Raw genomic sequence first — 17,401 nt, forward strand, 5'->3', positions numbered from 1 at the left:
TGCGCCCCGCTGATATCCAGACTGACGGGACCTTAGATGCTTGCCGTCACGAGTCAATCACAAAGCGTCAGACGTCGAGAGCGGCGTGTCTCCTTGTTGCCGTTTCCGGCGCCTCATCATGAGTGACTCGGGCGACCGGCTCACGGTTCCATGTCGTACCGGTCAATCGCCACGGCCGTTCGGCGCGTTCCGGACGACGACTCCGGGTAAGTCAATGACAACGGTGTTCAGTTCGGCTCTGGTCTTCGCCGCCAGCGCGGCACCCAACCGCTCGGCGAAGCCGTCGAGGTCGATCAGGCCCCTGGCCAGCGCCTTGTTCAGCAGGCCTGCCACGTGTTCGCGCTCGGCGTCGGACACTCGCAGCTCGCGTGGGTCGATCGGGTGAGGCGGCTGCCCCAGTTTCGCTCCCTCTTCAGCCACGGGTTGCACGGTAGCGAAATGTCTTAGCAGGCGAAACGTTGCACCGGACGCACCCGATCCACTTTGGACCATTCGCACGCCGGGCGACTGGTCCATCCGGGTCAGTACAGCACTGTGGGCGGGAAGTCGACTCCCCGCCCACAGCCGTCGTTGCCAATCCGGTTGGCAACTGCTTTTACTTGGTGCTCGCCACCGCGGGTGCCGGATCGTCCGATTCGAGCGTGTCGATCAGTTCGTCCCGCTGCTCGGTGCGCTCAGGGAAGAACAGTCCACCGAGGACGTAGACGACCGTCGAGACGAGAATCGGGTAGGCGACCAGCGCCTCCTTGGACACCGTCACGCCGCTCTTCTGCGAGATGAACAGCACCGCCCAGACACCAAGGCCGAGCAGCACCGCCGACAACGCGGCACGCGGGCCGGAGCGGCGGAACCAGGGCAGCAGGCCGAGCATCAGCGGGATACCGATCACGCCGACTGTCGCCGCGACCACGTCGACCACGATCTTGATCACCACGCCGGTACCGCTGGTACTGATCGCGATCAGCATGCTGGCCGCGATGAACAGGAACGTGGTGATCCGGGCCAATTGGAGCTTGGCCGCCTCGGCCATCCGCGACGCGCCCTTCCAGATCCTCGGCAGCATGTCGCGGGTGATCACCGCGGAGATCACGTTGGCGTCCGAGGACACCATCGCCATCGTGTGCGAGAAGAACCCGGCGAGCACCAGACCGATCAGCCCGGCGGGCAGCATCTGGATGCCCATCGCGACGTACGCGTCGTCGCCGTTCTTCAGGTTCGGCACGATCAGCGGCGCCGCCCACATGGGCAGGAACAGCACGAGCGGCCAGACCAGCCACAGCACGCTGGACAGCGCGGCCGAGCGGCGTGCGGCGGAACCGTCCGGCGCGGCCATGTAGCGCTGCGCCAGGTTCCACATGCCGCCGTTGTACTCCAGCGTCTTGATCAGGAAGAGCGCCAGGAAGAACGTGATCGTGTACGGCCCGGCCAGCGGCTGGCTGTTCTGCGGGGGCAGGTCGCCCCACATCTCCCAGATCCACGAGATGCCGCCGAAGTGGGCGATCACCGCGCCGAACATCGCGAAGCCGGCCACGGCCTGGATGATGAACTGGCCGAAGTCGGTGAGCGCGTCCGCCCACAGGCCACCGATCACCGAGTAGACCATGGTCACGGCGCCGATCAGGATGATGCCCCAGGTGATCGGGACACCGGCGAAACCGCGCAGCAGCACGGCCACGGCCGCCCACTTGGCCGCGATGTCGACCACCTTGAGCAGCGAGCCCGACCATGCGAGCACCTGCTGGGTGGGCACGTTGTAGCGCTTCGCCAGGTACTCCAGTGGCGAGCGCACGTTGTACTTGGATCGCAACCGGTTCCAGCGCGGTGCGAACAGCCAGGCACCGATGCCGACACCGACACCGATGGTCAGCGCCCACCAGACGTAGACCGTGAGGCCGTATCGGTAGGCCTCGCCGGCGAACGCCACGAACATGACGGCGCTGTAGCCGGACATGTGGTGGGAGATTCCGGACAACCACCACGGCATCTTGCCGCCTGCGGTGAAGAAGTCAGCCGTGTTGGCGACCCGGCTCTTCGACCAGACGCCGATAGCCACCATCACGAAGAAGTATCCGACAACGACTGCCCAGTCCAGTGTGCCCATCGCACCTCCAACGTCGACCAAGCGCGCGGCTTGTGACGTACGTCTTACGGATGCGTGACAGCGATGGGGAAGGTCTAGGCCACAACTGAGTCACATTCGTGATTCGGTTTCATGTAGATGAACCGTTAGCTTTGCGCAGCGTTCCCAGTGCCCGGTCCATCTCCCAGAACGCCCGCAACGACACGATCAACCCGTCGTCGCCGACCCGGTAGACGAACACCCCCTGGGTGTCCATCCGCATGTCACCGGGCAGATACACGTGGATCGTGCCGATGTTCGCGACCTCGTTCCCACCGGCGAACGAGTCCACGACGTCGAACTCGAACCGCTCGACCGTGGCGACTGTTTTGTCCCAGAACGCCCGGATCGCCTCGTGCCCGTGGTGCCCGAGCCCGGTCGGGTCGATCGGTGACTTGCCGACCGGGTCCTCGATCACGGCGTCGGGCGCGAACAGGGCCACCCATTCCTCCTTCGCGCCCCGGCTCACCGCGCTCATCGACTTGCGCGAGGCGTCACGGGCTGGGTGCTCGGTCTCGGTCGCCTGCCAACTCACGGCGGTCATGGCTGTCCTTTCAGATCTTGTGCATGATCTCGTCGGCGAAGCGCTTCATGCCGTCCTTCTTGGCGGCCAGATCGCCGTCCATCCCGACGCCGTAGAACACCCACGGCGCCACGAGCACGTCTGTGACACCGATATCCGCCTGCTGGCGGTATCCGTCCACACCGAACCGGTCGATGCACACGGACTGGATCTCGAAGGGCTCATCGGCCCGCTCGTACTCGGCGCGCAACTGGGCGAGGCGCTCGATGGTGGCCTTGAGGTCGTCGAACTTGATCATCGCCGAGCTCCAGCCGTCGCCGACCCTCGCCGCCCGGCGCAGACCGCGCTCGGTGTGCCCGCCGACGTAGATCGGCACCCGCTCGGTGGGGGCCGGGCTCATCTGCAGCTTGTCGAAGTCGAAGAACCGGCCGTGGTACTCGACCATGCCACCGCCGAGCACCAGCTTGAGCACCTCGATCGACTCGTCGACCCGCGCGCCGCGGTTCTCGAACGGCGCGCCGCACCACTCGAACTCCTCGGGCGTCCAGCCGATGCCGACACCAAGACCGAACCGGTTGTTGGTCAGACAGGCGACGGACTGGACCTGGCGAGCGAGCAGCAGCGGGTTGCGCGGCCCGAGTTTGAGTACTTGTGTGTAGAACCTGATCTCATCGGTGACGGCACCCATCGCCGCGGCCGCGACCATCGGGTCGACCCACGGCGTCTCGGCGTTCCAGAACCGCGAACCGTCCGGTGTGTATGGATAGTCCGCTGCGACCTTCTCCGGGTAGAAAATCGAGTCTGGCAAGGCAATCGCCGAGTATCCGCACTCCTGTGCGGTACGCGCGAGCTCGGTCAGCTGATCGAGCGGACTCAACGCGATGGCGACCGTGAACTTCATCAGCATGCCGTCCTTCCCCGCACTGCCAGGAAGGACAACTGTAACGTGTTCTAGTTCTTGCTGTCACCGTCTGGGCGATTGAGGAAGACCACGCCACGGTCGAGATCTACAAGGTGGGGTGGTGCTCCGTCCTGCTCCTCCTCGCGCATCAGGGAATGCGTCACGCGCTGCTCGAGCTCGACCCGCTTGCTGCCCTGGAGGAACGCCGTGAACTCGTCGAAGGCCACTCCCGAGAAGGGCGCGCCGGACTTGCGTGAGCGCCGGATCCGGCGCCAGACCAACTCCAGGATCGCGAGGCCGATGAGCAACACGGCGAGCGCGGGGAGTGACACGCCCCACATCATCTCCATGCCTGACCAACGCCCCGACGGGCGGGACTGTTCCGGTCCACAGGTCGGGAAACGGACATCTGTTATCACCCGTGGGGGTGAGTTTTTGTGTTACCGGCGGTCACAGACGCCGACAACGTCACGAGTCAGGTGTCCTGACGTCGCACTATCGGACGAGTGACCCGGCGTGGAGGCGTGGATGGCGAACAACATCGACCACCGCCAGGTGCGGCCGACAGGAGCGGTTGTCACCGGGCGGTCGACAGAAGGCGGACTGGGGATCGCCTTGGTCGACTCGGTTCCGCTCGTCCGCGAAGGGCTGTCCGCACTTGTGATGCGGACCCGTGGACTGCGGTGGGTCGGCGCCGCGGGCAGTCCGCACGCCGCGCTGCAGCTGTGTGAACGCTTCCGGCCGCACGCGGTGATCATCGACTCCGGGCTGGACCCGCGCTGGCACCTGTCCCGGATGCTGATCGGCAACGACCCTGATCTCGGCGTGCTGCTGATGATCCGCGAGACGCAGCGCAACACGCAGTACATCGCGGGCGCGATCGCGGCAGGCGTGCACGGCGTGATTTCCCGGCGCAGTGAGCCGCCGCAACTGATCCAGGCGATTCAGCGAGTGCATGCCGAGCGCCGGTACATCGATCCCACGCTGGCGCCCGCGCTCGGCTCAGCCAAGAGCAAGGGCGGCGGGCCGATCCCGGCCAACCAGGGCCAGCAGCCGCTGTCCCGGCGTGAGTACCAGGTGCTGCAGCTGATCGCGGACGGCTTGGAGAACCAGGCGATCGCCAAGGTGCTGTACGTATCTGTGGAGACCGTCCGCACTCATGTGAAGAGCATCCTGCGCAAGCTGTCCGCACGGGACCGCACGCACGCCGTGGCGGTCGCGTTCCGGTCCGGTGTGCTCACGGTGAACCAGGAAGACCACCCCTACTGATCCCGGATCACCAGGGTTTCCTTCACCACATCGGCGGGATTGGCTTGCCCAGGTTACCGGCAAGTAATATCCTGTTGTTACCGGCGAGTAGCACAAGCCTGCCCCGGAAACGCAGACACACAGGGGAGCGACCCAATGGCCCACTACAAGAGCAACGTTCGCGACCTGGAGTTCAACCTCTTCGAGGTGTTCAACGTCCAGGAGCGGCTCGGCACCGGCCTGTTCGCCGAAGCGGACGAGGAGACCGCGCGTGGCGTGCTGTCGGAGCTGAACAAGCTGGCCACCGGCCCGCTGGCGGAGTCTTTCGTCGAGGGTGACCGCAAGGGCACCACGTACGACCCCAAGACCTTCTCGGTGACGCTCCCCGAGAGCTTCAAGAAGTCCTACCAGGCGGTGTGGGACGGCGAGTGGTACCGGATCGGCCTGAGCAACGAGCTCGGCGGCCTTGGCATCCCGCCGTCGGTGACCTGGGCGGCGGCCGAGCTGATCCTCGGCTCGAACCCGGCGATCTTCATGTACATGGCAGGCCCCAACTTCGCCGAGGTCGTGCACCGCAACGGCAACGACGAGCAGAAGCACTGGGCCGAGATCATGATCGAGCGCGGCTGGGGCGCCACCATGGTGCTGACCGAGCCCGACGCCGGCTCCGACGTCGGCGCGGCGCGGACCAAGGCCGTGCTGCAGGAGGACGGCAGCTGGCACCTGGACGGCGTGAAGCGCTTCATCACGTCGGCCGACCAGGACATGACCGAGAACATCATGCACCTGGTGCTCGCGCGGCCGGAGGGGCCCGGAATCGAGACCAGGCCGGGTACCAAGGGCCTGAGCCTGTTCCTGGTACCCAAGTTCCACTTCGACTCGCAGACGGGCGAACTGGGCGAGCGCAACGGCGCCTTCGTGACCAACGTCGAGCACAAGATGGGCCTGAACGCCTCGGCCACGTGTGAGCTGACCTTCGGCCAGCACGGCACCCCGGCGGTGGGCTGGCTGCTCGGCGACGTGCACAACGGCATCGCGCAGATGTTCCAGGTGATCGAGTACGCCCGGATGATGGTCGGCACGAAGGCGATCGCGACCCTGTCGACGGGATACCTGAACGCGCTGGACTACGCCAAGGAGCGCGTGCAGGGCGCGGACCTGCCGAACATGCTCAACAAGGCGGCGCCTCGCGTGACCATCACCAACCACCCCGAAGTGCGCCGCAGCCTGATGATGCAGAAGGCGTACGCGGAGGGTCTGCGCGCGGTCTACCTGTACACGGCGACCTTCCAGGACCGGATCTCGCTCGGCGAGGACACGGACCTGAACGAACGCGTGAACGACCTGCTGCTGCCGATCGTGAAGGGCGTGGGTTCGGAGCGGGCATACGAGCAGCTGACCCAGTCGCTGCAGATCCTCGGCGGCTCGGGCTTCCTGCAGGACTACCCGATCGAGCAGTACATCAGGGACGCGAAGATCGACTCGCTGTACGAAGGAACGACGGCGATCCAGTCGCTGGACTTCTTCTTCCGCAAGATCGTCAGGGACAAGGGCCAGGCGCTGGCGGCAATCGCGGGCCAGATCAACGAATTCCTGTCGGCCGAAGGCGGAAACGGCCGCCTGAAGGAAGAGCGAGCGCTGCTGAAGCAGGCACTCGAGGACGTGCAGGGCATCATCGGCGCGCTGATCGGCTTCCTGACCTCCTCGCAGGAAGACCCGCAGAACATCAACAAGGTCGGCCAGCACACGGTCAGGCTGTTGCTGTCCACAGGCGACCTGCTGATCGGCTGGCTGTTGCTGCGCCAGGCGGAGGTGGCACTCAAGGCACTGTCCGGTGAGGTGTCCGCGAAGGACAAGGCCTTCTACGAAGGCAAGGTCGCCGTGGCGTCATTCTTCGCCCGCAACGTCCTGCCCGAACTCTCGGCCAGCCGCAAGATCGTCGAAGCAGCCGACAACTCCCTGATGGAGTTGCCTGAAGCGGCGTTCTGACCCCTATAAGCCCCCGCTCCCGCGGCGAGGAAAAGGGCGCTGCAGGGACATAGCTTCGGCGGTGATCCGCCTACGAGAAGCAACCACAGCGATGGCTATACGGATCGCCGCCGTCCTTTATGGCGCGTTAGCGCGGGCTGGTGCTTCGTGCTCCCTTCCTCCCGTCTGGCCTGTGCTTCGCAAACCATGGGTGTCAAGGGGTCCGCCCACGACAACCAGCCCCGGACGAAAGCCAAACGGGCCCCTTGACACCCATGGTTCCCATCGGGCAGGCCGGACGGGAGGAAGGGAGGGCGCCCCTCTCCTCTTGGTGGCCTCCTTGCTGCGTCTTTCAGCACCTAGATTTCAAGGTTCAGCTGGGATCCAGGCGGCGGCTTGTGCAGGCGGCTTTCACTCAGGCGTACAGCTCGGGTTCCGGGCTTCTGAAAAGAATGGCAGGGAGGCCACCCAGAGGGAGAGGGCTTTCAGCTCGAATTTCCCCCTCGTTGTCTGAGCGCGGGCGTCCCCTCCGGTACGGCCTGCCTGACGGAACCACGGTGCGTCAAGAGGTCGGTATCGCTTTCGCTGTGTGCTGGGTTGCGTCGGCCGACCTCCTGACACCCCGTGGTTGGCAAAGCCCAGGCCATACCGGAGGGAACACCCCCGAAGCCCACCCCTGTGCTACCGCACAAGGAAGCCGGTCGCACCGGGTGGAGCCACCCTCGTGCTGCCGCGCCGAGACAATCACCTTCACACCACGAAAAGGCCCAATTGCGGTCCGCGCTGCACCAGCGACTTTGACAACCCCAACCCCCAGAAAAGGACATCCCCCACCACTCCCGGGGGGACGACCCCAGGCCAGTCTACCGGGGATAATGCCTGGTCAAAGGGGTTACTCGTTGGTTGTGGACAACCAGATTTGCGAACGGTCCATTTGTACGGTCAGGACGGTCAACAGGGGCTTGGAATGAAAACAGCCACCCCGCGGGGTGGCTGTTTTCATCGAACCGTTGATCACGCTGGTGGTGGGCAGGTGATCTTGGGTTGGGGGTTGTACTTCATCGTGCGGTTCTCGCGGCGGATTTCGCGGCCGTTGAGGTCTTTGAAGACTCTTGTGTCGGTCACGGTGAAGCCGTGTGCGCCGTTGCTGGGTTTGCAGTTCTGCGCCGGGCCTGGCTTTTCCGCCGGTGGGGTTGGGTTGGTTTCGGCGCCGGTGATCGACTCGATGTTGTAGCGCTTCGTTCCCCAGATCCGCACCGTGATCGAGCCTGGTGACCACGCCGTCTGGATCGCGATGCCGGTCTGGGCGTCGTTGGTGAACTTCAGGTCGATCACGCTGTGGCCTGCGTGGTCCTGGAACACCGTCGCTTCACGAGCCTTCGGGTAGCGGCTGATGTAGTAGCTGTGTTCCTTGTGGCCCGCGTCCTTCAGGCCCGCGAAGTACGACGCGTTGTAGAGCGTCGTCGCGAACTGGGAGATGCCGCCGCCGACCTCGCGGCCTGGGGCGCCGTCCTTGATCACGCCTGCTTCGACGTAGCCCTGTGCGGTGCCGCGGGGGCCGGTGAAACCGTTGAGGCTGAACGTGTCGCCTGGTTTGACGATCGCGCCGTTGACTTTCTGGGCCACCGTCCGGATGTTCACGCCGGAGTCCGCGGCGAAGCCACCGGTGGTGAATTCGCCGATGACCTCCTTGATCCCCAACGCGTTGGCCTGCTCGGTGGTCACCTTCGCGGGCTTCGTCGTGTACTGCAGCTTCAGCTCACGCGCGTCCTGCTTCTGCACGGCTTCCGCGAACGGTACGAGGCTCGGGTCCCAGTTGATCGTCTTGCCGTCCTCCGACGGGTGCACGGTCGGCCTGCCACCTTCGAAGACGATGGTGGCGTCCTTGCCTTCCTTCTGCGTGGACTTCAGCTGGGGATCGGCAGCCTCGACGACCTTGGCGTTGTCGACCTTCGCGACCAGGTTGTTGTCCACTGGCTCGAAGCGCAGCGCCGCAGCGATCTGGGTCGGGTTCAGGGTCGCGTCCTTGCCTTCGCCCTTCAGCACGAACGGCTTGGACGTGGCGATCTTGGCGTTCTCGAACGCGGCCTGCACGGCCTCGCGAGAGACCTTCACCTCGGTCAGCGCGACCGGCAGCTGGATCGCCCGCCCGTTGACCCATTCCGCGACGATCTGGTCGGACGCGCCCTTGGTGTCGAGCTTGCGGCCCTGCTTGGCTTCCACGACCGACGGAGTGGCGCCGTCGAACTTGATGCTGCCTTCGACGGTGTCCTGGTCGACTTTGCTGCGGACTTCTTCAACCGCGGTGGCCAGCGCCTGCTGGTCGGTCTGGGTCGTGAAGCCGACCTCGCGGTTGTTGAAGAACGACGTGAGCCGGGTGATCGGGTTGATCGGCTGTTCGCCCGCGGCGTCCAGCGTCTTGGCCCAGTCCGGGGTCAGCCCGGCCTTCGACGGCTCCAGTTCGGTCGTGTAGTCGCCGGCCTTGAGCTGGATCGGCTGGTTGAGCCGCGGCTCGATCTCCTCGCGGAGCTTCTTCTCCGCCGCCGCGCGCGTGAGCCCGCCGACTTCGACACCCGCGACCGTGACACCACGCGGGACGTCGCCCTGGCTGGACAACAGGTCCGTCAGGTAGAGCACACCGAGCACACCGAGGACCGCGCCCGCCACGAGCGCGGGTTTCCGCAAGTTCTTCTTCTTGCGGTCGGCCGGTTGCTCAGCCGCTGCCGGCTGCTGGTCGCCCCACCGAACCGTCGGCTCGTCGTACGCGGACGTGGCCTGGAACGGGGGGATGTTGTGCACGACCGTCGGGTCAACGGCAGGCGTCGACGGCGAGGTGTGGACGGCTGGTAAAACGTCCGTCTGCTCGCTGTGCGACTCCGGCCAGTTGTGCTGTTCCGGCAAGGCTCAATCCTCCGCGGGACTACAGGTACAGCCCGGTTCCGTGTTCGGTGCGTTCGCTGGCGATGGCGTGTACGTCGCGCTCACGCATGACCAGGTAGGTCTGCGCCTGCACCTCGACTTCGAGCTGGTCCTCGGGGTTGAACAACACCCGGTCGCCGACTTTGACCTGCCGGACGCTGTTGCCGACCCCCAGAACGTCACCCCACGCCAGCCTGCGCGCCATCTGCGCGGTTGCCGGGATGACGATGCCGCCTGTGCTTCGCCGTTCCCCATCCTCGGGCGAGATCCGCACGAGCACGCGGTCGTGCAGCATCTGGATCTCGAGTTTGAGTTCGGACACAAGGCGAATCGTACTTGTCCGCCCGATGGGCCTGATAAGCGCACGGCACCTTATCAGTCGTCCATTCCGCCCAACATCAGCGGCAAACGCCGCAGGCCACCCTCATCCATCCGGATGGGCACGCCCCAGTCTTGCCTGGTCAGACGGCATGCGGGGTGCTCGATCGAGGGATCGTCATCGCAGCTCGCGGCCTGTGCGACGACATGCAGCACACCCATGTCGACATCCGTGGCCAATACAAGCCGCCGAGTGAGTGTTGTCGTCGTTCCCGCGCCTTCGACCAGCAGTTCCGGCGGTGACGACGTGATCTCCAGCCGGGTCGACGGGCCGTATCGTTCGTCAAGTTTCTGTCCCGGCGGTGGCTGGAAGACGACAGTCAGTTCGACCTCGCCGGGCGCCAGGATCGTCGGCGGCCGCTTGACCTGGTGCGCCTTGCCCGCGACCAGCTGCTCGTTGTCGCCGGGTGAGACGGGCCATTCGAGCCGGTGCGCGGCCGAGGCGACGACCACGAGCTTGCCGTCGACGATCGCGGCACCGGACGGCTCTTTGATGCCGTCGGCGAGGGTCGACACCTGTCCGGTTTCCGGGTCGTACCGCCGAATTGCCCCGTTGTACGTGTCCGCGATCGCCACGCTGCCGTCGCCGAGAACCGTGACACCAAGCGGATGCTGCAACAGCGCCTGGTCACTGTCGCCGTCGCGGTGGCCGAAGTCGAACAGGCCCTTGCCGATCGCGGTGTGCACGACGTGGTCGTTGTCGATCCACCGCAGTGCGGACGTTTCTGAGTCGACGAGCCACAAGCGGTCCTCGGTCGCGGCGAGGCCGGAAGTCTGCGCGAAGAACGCCTCGCTCGCCGGGCCGTCGTTCAAGCCCTCGACAGTCGTTCCGGCGTATCGGGAGACAGTGTGCGTGATCGGGTCGAACGCGCTGAGCGTGTGGTTGCCCGCCATCGCGATGATGACCTTGCCGTCCCACCAGGCGACGTCCCACGGGCTGGAGAGGTCGATCTCGGTGGCGGGTCCGTCGGTGGGGCCGTTGCGCCACTGCTCACCCGTGCCCGCGATGGTGGTGACCTCGCCGGTGTCGAGGTTCAACCCACGCAGAAGGTGATTGACGGTGTCGGCGACGACCGCGTGATAGCCGGTCTGCTCGGCGATTTCGCTTGGCAGCAAAGCAATCCCGGACGGCTCGGCGAATTCGGGCGCCGCGCCGTCGGTCCGTCCTCTTTGGCCGGTCCCGATCCGCCGGATCAGCGTCTCGCCATCGGCTTCAAGCTCGGCGACGCTGTGGTTGGCGGCGTCCGCGACGAGCAGAGTCCCTTGTGGCGTAACAACAACCTTCGACGGGAACCGCAGCTCGGTGTGCTGCCGCTCCGGCGGGGTGTAGGGCCCGTCGCCGCGGTGCAGCGTGCCTTTGGCGTCGTGTTCCTTGACCAGCTCACGAATCACCCGATCGAGTGCTTCCGCGTGGCCCTCACCCGCCGCCACGTGCACGACATAGCCCTCGGGGTCGATGAGCACGAGCGTCGGCCAGGCTTTGACCGCGTAGTTCTGCCAGGTCGTGAGCTCAGGGTCGTCGAGCACCGGGTGGTGGACCTCGTAGCGGTCGACCGCGGCTTCCAGCGCGTCCGGGTCGGCCTCGTGCACGAACTTCGGCGAGTGCACCCCGATCGTCACCAGGACGTCGGCGAACTCGTCTTCCAACGGCCGCAGCTCGTCCAGCACGTGTAGGCAGTTGATGCAGCAGAACGTCCAGAAGTCCAGCAGCACGATCTTGCCGCGCACGTCGGCGAGCTTGACGTCCTTGTCGCCGGTGTTCAGCCAGCCGCGGCCGACGAGCTCAGGCGCACGCACCCGAGCCTTCCGCTTGATCGAAGAGGTCACACCTACAGTGAACACCGCCCTGGTCACGGCTGTTCCTGTGCCCACACCGCGTTGGGTCTGCTAGTCCTCGGACGGGAGGAAAACCGGACGACGCTGCACCGGCGGCGTCGGAATACTGACACGCATGGAGGAAACGGACGAACTGCGTTGGTGTGTGGTCGCCAACGTGGCAGCCCTGACCTCGCACGGCCGTGGCGGGCAGGACGTGCGGACCGGCCTGAAGCACTTCTCGCCCGGCACCAAACTGTGGCTGGTGTCCCCGTTCTGGGGGTACGGCGGCGACAGGATCGAAGTCCTCGGCCGCCACCGCGGTGGTCGTCGCCTGGTCCGGATGGTCGTCGAGCGCAGGCATCTGACCAACTTCCGGGTCCAGGGCGTCTACAGCCCGGCGGTGCTGCGGGAACTCGGCAGCGCCTGGCCGGTCAAGGAGGAAGCCGAGCGGATCTCCCAGTACTGGAATCGGATCAGCGACGCCCAGGGCGGCGTCCAGCACCAGGCTCGTCGGATCGAACTCGTCGAGCGGCTCACCGTCATCAGTGAGACCACCGGGCCCAGGGTCGTCGACTGGATCCTGACCAGCTGGTTCGAGTGGATGCTGCGCGACGACGTACTCAGCGACCCGACGTCCGCCATTGGTCACTTGCTGCGCGACGAGGCCGAGGCCGACGCCATCCGAAGCCTTCTCGACCTGGTGCGGGCGGTCGGCGCGAAGAACGACATCGGCTACCTCGAGCACCCGGATTGGCCGCAGATCGCCTCGGCCGCGCGGGCCGCGGCAGACCTGCTGGCTCAGCCGCCGTCAGCGGACGGTGCTGGGGCCGAGGACGGATGCGCCTAGTTCGATGACGCGGGCTTTCAGGCCGCGGTCAGCGGTGACGACGTAGCAACTCCTGTCCGTGCCTTCGGTGCGGACGAGGTCGACGATAGCGTCATCGCCGTCGCCCGATTTGGGGGCGGCGACGACGCGGATCGTGTCCGATGACTCCACACCGCGGGCCTTGCCTTCGACGACCATCACTACGTCCACGGGTGGTTCGATGCCGGCTACGCCAGAAGATGGCAGGGAGGCCAGTTTGTCGCGGAGGCGCTCAGTCGCCCCGAAGCGATCGCGCCACCAGCCGTCGGGGACTGAGCCGACCACATTGGCCGCGTCGATGATCAGTAGCGGGGTTGTCATGCCTCGGCTTTCTCCTTGAGGCGCTGCAGGGTACGGGCGATGTTCTCCTTGTTCACCGTTGCTCGGTCGGATACTCCTGTTGCCAGGTAGGCCAGGCCGAGGAACCAGCGTGGGCGGCGGTCCCATGTGCTTTCGGTGACTACGCAGCCGGTTTCGCTGGGGGTGATCGAGTAGTCCCAGCGGGCCACTGGGATGCCGAGGGAGGCCACGTTGAAGGCGAACTGGCGCCCTGGTGCGGCGTCGGTCACTGTGGACACCGTTGACCAGCGGCGGAAGCCTCGGCGGTTCACGCCGCGGAAGCGTGTTCCGACGGTCGCCGACGCCGCGCCGTCCAGCAGTTTGCAGTCCACCGTCTCCTCGGCTATTCCGGCCAGTGATGCCGGGTCGCTGATCAACTGGTAGACCGTCTCCGGCGTGGCGTCCACTGTGATCTGGCCGGTCGCGGTGGGTTCCACGAAAGCACCCCTAGTTGCGTCTGAGCATCCGGGTCAGGCCTGCCGCTGCGGTGGTCGCCAATATCCAGCCGGTCGCGATCAGCCCGGTCGCCACCCATTGTGAGGCTCCCGGCGCCTGCCAGCGATTCTTGTTGCCGAAATCGATGATCGGCACGAGCAGGTCCAAGGTGTAGAGCACCGGGTTCCAGATCAACGTGTCGTCCGAGTTGATCTCGTTCGGCTCGCCCCGAAGTCCGAACCAGACACTGCCAAGGACCAGGCACACCAACAACCAGACCAATGCGCGGGTCGGCCGGTAGCCGTAGCCGACCATCGACCGTTGCAGCCAGCTCCAGAACCGGACGCCTGGCCACAACACCCGCATACCTTCTGCCAGTGCGACATAACGCCATTTGTGCTTCTCGATCAGCACTGTGTGCGCGTGTTCTTCGTTTCCGGTCGCCCGGAACACGGCCGCGAGTTGGTCGTACGGGCCCGGGCTGTAGTGGCCTTGCATCGAGTTGCGCAGCCACCGTAATCGGGTGCGGACCTTCTTGTCGTCCTTCAGGTCGATGGGTACGGCCAGCGCCTCGTACCGGAAGTCCTCCAGGTCGATCCGGCCGGTGCCGTCCCAGAACTTCTCGTTGTCCGCCAACGATGCGCAGCGCGCGTGCCGCAGGGTGACGCGGCCACGGGGTGCCTGCCCGACGGTCAGTACGAGTTCCTGGGCGACCATGCCGTGGGCGTTCAACGCTGTCCCGCCGAGGCCGGAGCCGAGGATCGCACCGTCGAAATTGGCCTCACGGCCGATCTCCGCGCGGTGCATCCGGACGCCGCCATGGGCCGCGAATGGACGGTGCCCCGCGGCCAGAATCAAGTCGCGGCCGATGGTCGCGGCACGGATGTCCACCGACGGTGCCACATCACCGGTCCGCATGTTCTTGCCCGGCTCGATCAGCCGGGTGCCACGCAGGTCCATGTTCGCGCCGATTTTGGCGCCCTGCAAGGAAAGACAGCCCGCAGCCTCGACGAATCGGCCGTCCAGGTTGCCGCCGACGCTGAACCGCCTGCCGAGGATCACGTCCGATTCGGGGTTACGCAGGTTCGCGCCGTCAAGCAGCAGGTTGCCGCTGATCGTCACGTCGACCATGCGTGCCTGACCGGCCAGCCTGATCGACCGCGCGTCGAAGTCGCCGCTGATCTGCGTGCCGTCGAGGTGCAAGGCCCGGTGCGGCCACGGCGGTTCCTGCTCGTCGGACACGTCGATGTCCGCACTGGACAGTCGCAAAGACCCGCCGATCACTCCGTTGACGATCCGCATTGTGCCGTTGGACCGCAGGCCACGGTCCAGTTCGAGGTTTCCCTCCACCCTGAGCCGGTCGGCGATCAGCGTCGCGGTCACGTCGAACCCCGGATCACCGGTGATCTCCACCCCAGTGGTGTGACCGTGGTTCAATTCCGCGCCACGCAACGAGAAGTCGCTCTCCACGCGGGTCGCGGGCAGGAACAGCCAGCCGGTCGAGGAAAAGCGCGCTCCGGTCGTGACATCGATGCCGCACAACAGGTTTCCGCCGACTTGGAGACCATAGCCGTTGAGCGCGTACCCTTCCGGGTTGTCCAAGACCGCGCCGGAGAAGTTCACATTGCCGCCCGCGCGCAGCCCCGGCATCCGGATCTCACCGCGTGCGAGCACGTTGTTGGCCAGCAAGGCACCGGCGAGTACCAGCCGGTCGGCGTTCAAGGCACGCCCGGTGCGGTTGCCGATCTTGCTGCCGGTCAGGTTCAGCGACCCCTCGATCTGGGTGTCGACGAAATCGATCGAACCGTCCACTGTGGTCGACGCGAGCACCAGATCGTTGTCGCAGCGCATGTTCTTGGCCTGCAGGCCGGGCAACCAGCAGTCCAGGAACTCCAGGCCAGCCAGTTTGGCCTGACGCAGGTCCGGCGCCTGTTCGAACCGGCACCGGTGGAACTCGAGTACGTAGGGGAACTCCAGTGCCCGCAGGTTCAACGTGCCGGTCAGGAACTTGTCCTCGACCACGATCACCGGCGGGCTGGCCGGCCTGCGGCGCCAGCGCAGGCCGGCGCCGTCCGGCTCGATCACCCTGCGGACCACGTCCCCGGCGGCCATGTGCGCCCATTTGCCGGGATGTGGGTCGGACACGTCGAGTGGCGGCTCCTCGGGGGAGGAGCCACCACGGTTCACCGACAAAGTCCGTCAGTCCTTCTTCAGCACTCGAGCAAGGAAGGCCTTCGTGCGCTCGTGTTTCGGCGACCGGATCACGTCCTCCGGCGGGCCGGACTCGACGACCACACCGCCGTCCATGAACACCACGGAGTCGGCGACCTCACGAGCGAACTCCATCTCGTGCGTGACCACCACCATGGTCATGCCGTCCTTGGCGAGCTGACGCATCACACTGAGCACCTCGCCGACCAGCTCCGGGTCCAGAGCGGAGGTCGGCTCGTCGAACAGCATCAGCTTGGGTTGCATCGCCAGCGCCCTGGCGATCGCGACCCGCTGCTGCTGGCCGCCGGAGAGCTGACGCGGGTAGCTCGTCGTCTTGTCGCCGAGGCCGACCTGGTGCAGCAAGGCAACCCCACGCTCACGGGCCGATGCCTTGCTCTCGCCCTTGACCTGCACCGGTGCCTCGATCACGTTCTCGAGCGCGGTCATGTGCGGGAACAGGTTGAACCGCTGGAAGACCATGCCGATCTCCTGGCGTTTCTGGGCGACCTCGTTTTCCCTCAGCTCGTAGAGCTTGTCGCCACGCTGCTCGTAGCCGACCAGATCGCCGTCCACCGACAGCCTGCCCGCGTCCACCTTCTCCAAGTGGTTGATGCAGCGCAGGAACGTCGACTTGCCCGATCCGGACGGCCCGATGATGCACATCACCTCACCGGGCTGGACCTCCAGATCGATGCCCTTGAGCACTTCGAGGCTGCCGAACCGCTTGCAGACGCCTTCGGCCTTCACCATCGGGTTCACGGTTGCTCCTTCCGGCGGCCGAGCCGGAACCCGAACATCCGGCTGACCCAGCCGGGCGTCTGGATCGTGGACTGGCTGTACTTCCGCTCGATGAAGCCCTGGAACACCGACAGCACGCTGGTGCACACGAGGTACCAGATGGCGGTGACGACCAGCAGCGGGATGACGCGGTAGTTCTGCGCGTAGATCTGCTGGGCCACGACCGTGAGCTCGGTGTACCCGATCACCACCACCAGCGAGGTGGTCTTCAGCATCGAGATCAACTGGTTGCCGGTCGGCGGGATGATCACGCGCATGGCCTGCGGCAGCACGATCCGGCGCAGCGTCTTGCCCCTGGTCATGCCAAGCGCACCCGCTGCCTCGGTCTGCCCGTCGTCCACAGAGGAGATACCCGCGCGGACGATCTCGGCCATGTACGCGGCCTCGTTGAGCCCCAGACCGAGCAGTGCCGCCACCTGGATGGAGATCACCTGGGTGGTGTTGAACGTGACGAACTCGGGTCCGAACGGAATGCCCAGCCCGAAGGTCGGGAACAGCGCGCCGAGGTTGGCCCAGAAGATCAACTGGGTGATCAGCGGGGTACCGCGGAACAACCAGACGTAGATACCGGCGGCACCGGAGAGCACCGGGTTGGCCGACAGCCGCATCACCGCGAGGATGACCCCGCCGACGATGCCGATGGCCATCGACGCGACGGTCAGCCAGAGGGTGGTGAGCAGGCCCTCGATGATCCGCGTGTCGAACAGGTAGGGCCCGACCAGCTGCCACTGGAAGTTCGGGTTGACGATCAGGCTGCGGACCGCCAGCGCGGCGAGCAACAGCACGATCGCGCCGCCGATCCAGCGGCCGACGTGCCGCACCGGAACCGCTTTGAGCGGTTCCGGGCGGCGTTCTTCGGTTGAGGATGACAAGTGAGTC

The 17,401-nt window shown here is 65.8% G+C and carries 16 protein-coding genes; 3 read left to right on the forward strand and 13 right to left on the reverse strand.

Annotation, left to right across the window (positions count from 1 at the left end):
* Positions 1–162: 162 nt before the first annotated feature.
* The 5 genes from B9C43_RS58470 to B9C43_RS15350 all read right to left on the reverse strand — a co-directional run bounded on the left by B9C43_RS58470 (position 163) and on the right by B9C43_RS15350 (position 3,875).
* A complete protein-coding gene (locus B9C43_RS58470) occupies positions 163–420 on the reverse strand; it encodes a DUF1707 SHOCT-like domain-containing protein (RefSeq protein WP_380145252.1) in 258 nt (85 codons plus the stop codon).
* Between the two features lie 175 nt (positions 421–595).
* Complete coding sequence (locus tag B9C43_RS15335; protein WP_084427062.1) at positions 596–2,101, reverse strand: sodium:solute symporter family protein; 1,506 nt, start codon at positions 2,099–2,101, stop codon at positions 596–598.
* Positions 2,102–2,210: 109 nt separating this feature from the next.
* On the reverse strand, positions 2,211–2,663 hold the full coding sequence (locus tag B9C43_RS15340; RefSeq protein ID WP_033382363.1) for a nuclear transport factor 2 family protein: 453 nt from the start codon (positions 2,661–2,663) through the stop codon (positions 2,211–2,213).
* 10 nt (positions 2,664–2,673) lie between these two features.
* A complete protein-coding gene (locus B9C43_RS15345) occupies positions 2,674–3,543 on the reverse strand; it encodes a TIGR03619 family F420-dependent LLM class oxidoreductase (protein ID WP_033382366.1) in 870 nt (289 codons plus the stop codon).
* A 50-nt stretch (positions 3,544–3,593) separates the two neighbouring features.
* The gene (locus B9C43_RS15350) at positions 3,594–3,875 is read right to left on the reverse strand and encodes a DUF6191 domain-containing protein (RefSeq protein ID WP_380145255.1); all 282 of its coding nucleotides are present in this window, start codon (positions 3,873–3,875) and stop codon (positions 3,594–3,596) included.
* A 196-nt stretch (positions 3,876–4,071) separates the two neighbouring features.
* On the opposite strand from B9C43_RS15350, the gene B9C43_RS15355 reads away from it, so the two are divergent.
* Together B9C43_RS15355 and B9C43_RS15360 are read left to right on the forward strand one after the other, a co-directional pair.
* Positions 4,072–4,812: a response regulator transcription factor gene (locus tag B9C43_RS15355; protein ID WP_143446343.1), complete on the forward strand. Its 741-nt coding sequence runs from the start codon at positions 4,072–4,074 to the stop codon at positions 4,810–4,812.
* 135 nt (positions 4,813–4,947) lie between these two features.
* Complete coding sequence (locus B9C43_RS15360) at positions 4,948–6,780, forward strand: acyl-CoA dehydrogenase (protein WP_084427064.1); 1,833 nt, start codon at positions 4,948–4,950, stop codon at positions 6,778–6,780.
* A gap of 993 nt (positions 6,781–7,773) precedes the next feature.
* Here B9C43_RS15360 and B9C43_RS15365 read toward each other — a convergent pair.
* The 3 genes from B9C43_RS15365 to B9C43_RS15375 all read right to left on the reverse strand — a co-directional run bounded on the left by B9C43_RS15365 (position 7,774) and on the right by B9C43_RS15375 (position 11,853).
* The gene (locus B9C43_RS15365; RefSeq protein WP_084427066.1) at positions 7,774–9,660 is read right to left on the reverse strand and encodes a VanW family protein; all 1,887 of its coding nucleotides are present in this window, start codon (positions 9,658–9,660) and stop codon (positions 7,774–7,776) included.
* Positions 9,661–9,679: 19 nt separating this feature from the next.
* The gene (locus tag B9C43_RS15370) at positions 9,680–9,973 is read right to left on the reverse strand and encodes a GroES family chaperonin (RefSeq protein ID WP_051793916.1); all 294 of its coding nucleotides are present in this window, start codon (positions 9,971–9,973) and stop codon (positions 9,680–9,682) included.
* 80 nt (positions 9,974–10,053) lie between these two features.
* The gene (locus B9C43_RS15375; RefSeq protein WP_084428181.1) at positions 10,054–11,853 is read right to left on the reverse strand and encodes an NHL domain-containing thioredoxin family protein; all 1,800 of its coding nucleotides are present in this window, start codon (positions 11,851–11,853) and stop codon (positions 10,054–10,056) included.
* 154 nt (positions 11,854–12,007) lie between these two features.
* Here B9C43_RS15375 and B9C43_RS15380 point away from each other — a divergent pair, with 154 nt between their 5' ends.
* Positions 12,008–12,721 carry an SCO4402 family protein gene (locus tag B9C43_RS15380; protein WP_084427068.1) on the forward strand — a complete coding sequence of 238 codons (714 nt, stop codon included), beginning with the start codon at positions 12,008–12,010 and terminating at the stop codon, positions 12,719–12,721.
* Here B9C43_RS15380 and B9C43_RS15385 read toward each other — a convergent pair.
* Genes B9C43_RS15385 through B9C43_RS15405 form a run of 5 tightly spaced genes read right to left on the reverse strand, consistent with a single transcriptional unit; the run spans position 12,683 to position 17,394 of the window.
* Entirely contained in the window at positions 12,683–13,060 is a 378-nt protein-coding gene (locus B9C43_RS15385; RefSeq protein WP_084427070.1) for a PIN domain-containing protein, read from the reverse strand. The genes B9C43_RS15380 and B9C43_RS15385 overlap by 39 nt on opposite strands.
* Complete coding sequence (locus tag B9C43_RS15390) at positions 13,057–13,515, reverse strand: SRPBCC family protein (RefSeq protein ID WP_033382371.1); 459 nt, start codon at positions 13,513–13,515, stop codon at positions 13,057–13,059. Before B9C43_RS15390 ends, B9C43_RS15385 begins: the two co-directional genes overlap by 4 nt.
* A gap of 10 nt (positions 13,516–13,525) precedes the next feature.
* Positions 13,526–15,700 carry a translocation/assembly module TamB domain-containing protein gene (locus tag B9C43_RS15395; RefSeq protein ID WP_084427072.1) on the reverse strand — a complete coding sequence of 725 codons (2,175 nt, stop codon included), beginning with the start codon at positions 15,698–15,700 and terminating at the stop codon, positions 13,526–13,528.
* A 12-nt stretch (positions 15,701–15,712) separates the two neighbouring features.
* A complete protein-coding gene (locus tag B9C43_RS15400; protein ID WP_084428183.1) occupies positions 15,713–16,474 on the reverse strand; it encodes an amino acid ABC transporter ATP-binding protein in 762 nt (253 codons plus the stop codon).
* A 5-nt stretch (positions 16,475–16,479) separates the two neighbouring features.
* The gene (locus B9C43_RS15405) at positions 16,480–17,394 is read right to left on the reverse strand and encodes an amino acid ABC transporter permease (protein ID WP_033382372.1); all 915 of its coding nucleotides are present in this window, start codon (positions 17,392–17,394) and stop codon (positions 16,480–16,482) included.
* Between the last annotated feature and the right edge of the window lie 7 nt (positions 17,395–17,401).

It is taken from the genome of Kibdelosporangium aridum (assembly GCF_900176515.1).
Taxonomy (GTDB): Bacteria; Actinomycetota; Actinomycetes; order Mycobacteriales; family Pseudonocardiaceae; genus Kibdelosporangium; species Kibdelosporangium aridum.

Bases quoted from the DNA above. Each gene is read 5' to 3' on its own strand.
- B9C43_RS15355 (WP_143446343.1), top strand. From the start codon at position 4,072: ATGGCGAACAACATCGACCACCGCCAGGTGCGGCCGACAGGAGCGGTT.
- B9C43_RS15400 (WP_084428183.1), bottom strand. From the start codon at position 16,474: ATGGTGAAGGCCGAAGGCGTCTGCAAGCGGTTCGGCAGCCTCGAAGTG.
- B9C43_RS15360 (WP_084427064.1), top strand. From the start codon at position 4,948: ATGGCCCACTACAAGAGCAACGTTCGCGACCTGGAGTTCAACCTCTTC.
- B9C43_RS15385 (WP_084427070.1), bottom strand. From the start codon at position 13,060: ATGACAACCCCGCTACTGATCATCGACGCGGCCAATGTGGTCGGCTCA.
- B9C43_RS15340 (WP_033382363.1), bottom strand. From the start codon at position 2,663: ATGACCGCCGTGAGTTGGCAGGCGACCGAGACCGAGCACCCAGCCCGT.
- B9C43_RS15380 (WP_084427068.1), top strand. From the start codon at position 12,008: ATGGAGGAAACGGACGAACTGCGTTGGTGTGTGGTCGCCAACGTGGCA.
- B9C43_RS15345 (WP_033382366.1), bottom strand. From the start codon at position 3,543: ATGAAGTTCACGGTCGCCATCGCGTTGAGTCCGCTCGATCAGCTGACC.
- B9C43_RS15335 (WP_084427062.1), bottom strand. From the start codon at position 2,101: ATGGGCACACTGGACTGGGCAGTCGTTGTCGGATACTTCTTCGTGATG.
- B9C43_RS15370 (WP_051793916.1), bottom strand. From the start codon at position 9,973: ATGCTGCACGACCGCGTGCTCGTGCGGATCTCGCCCGAGGATGGGGAA.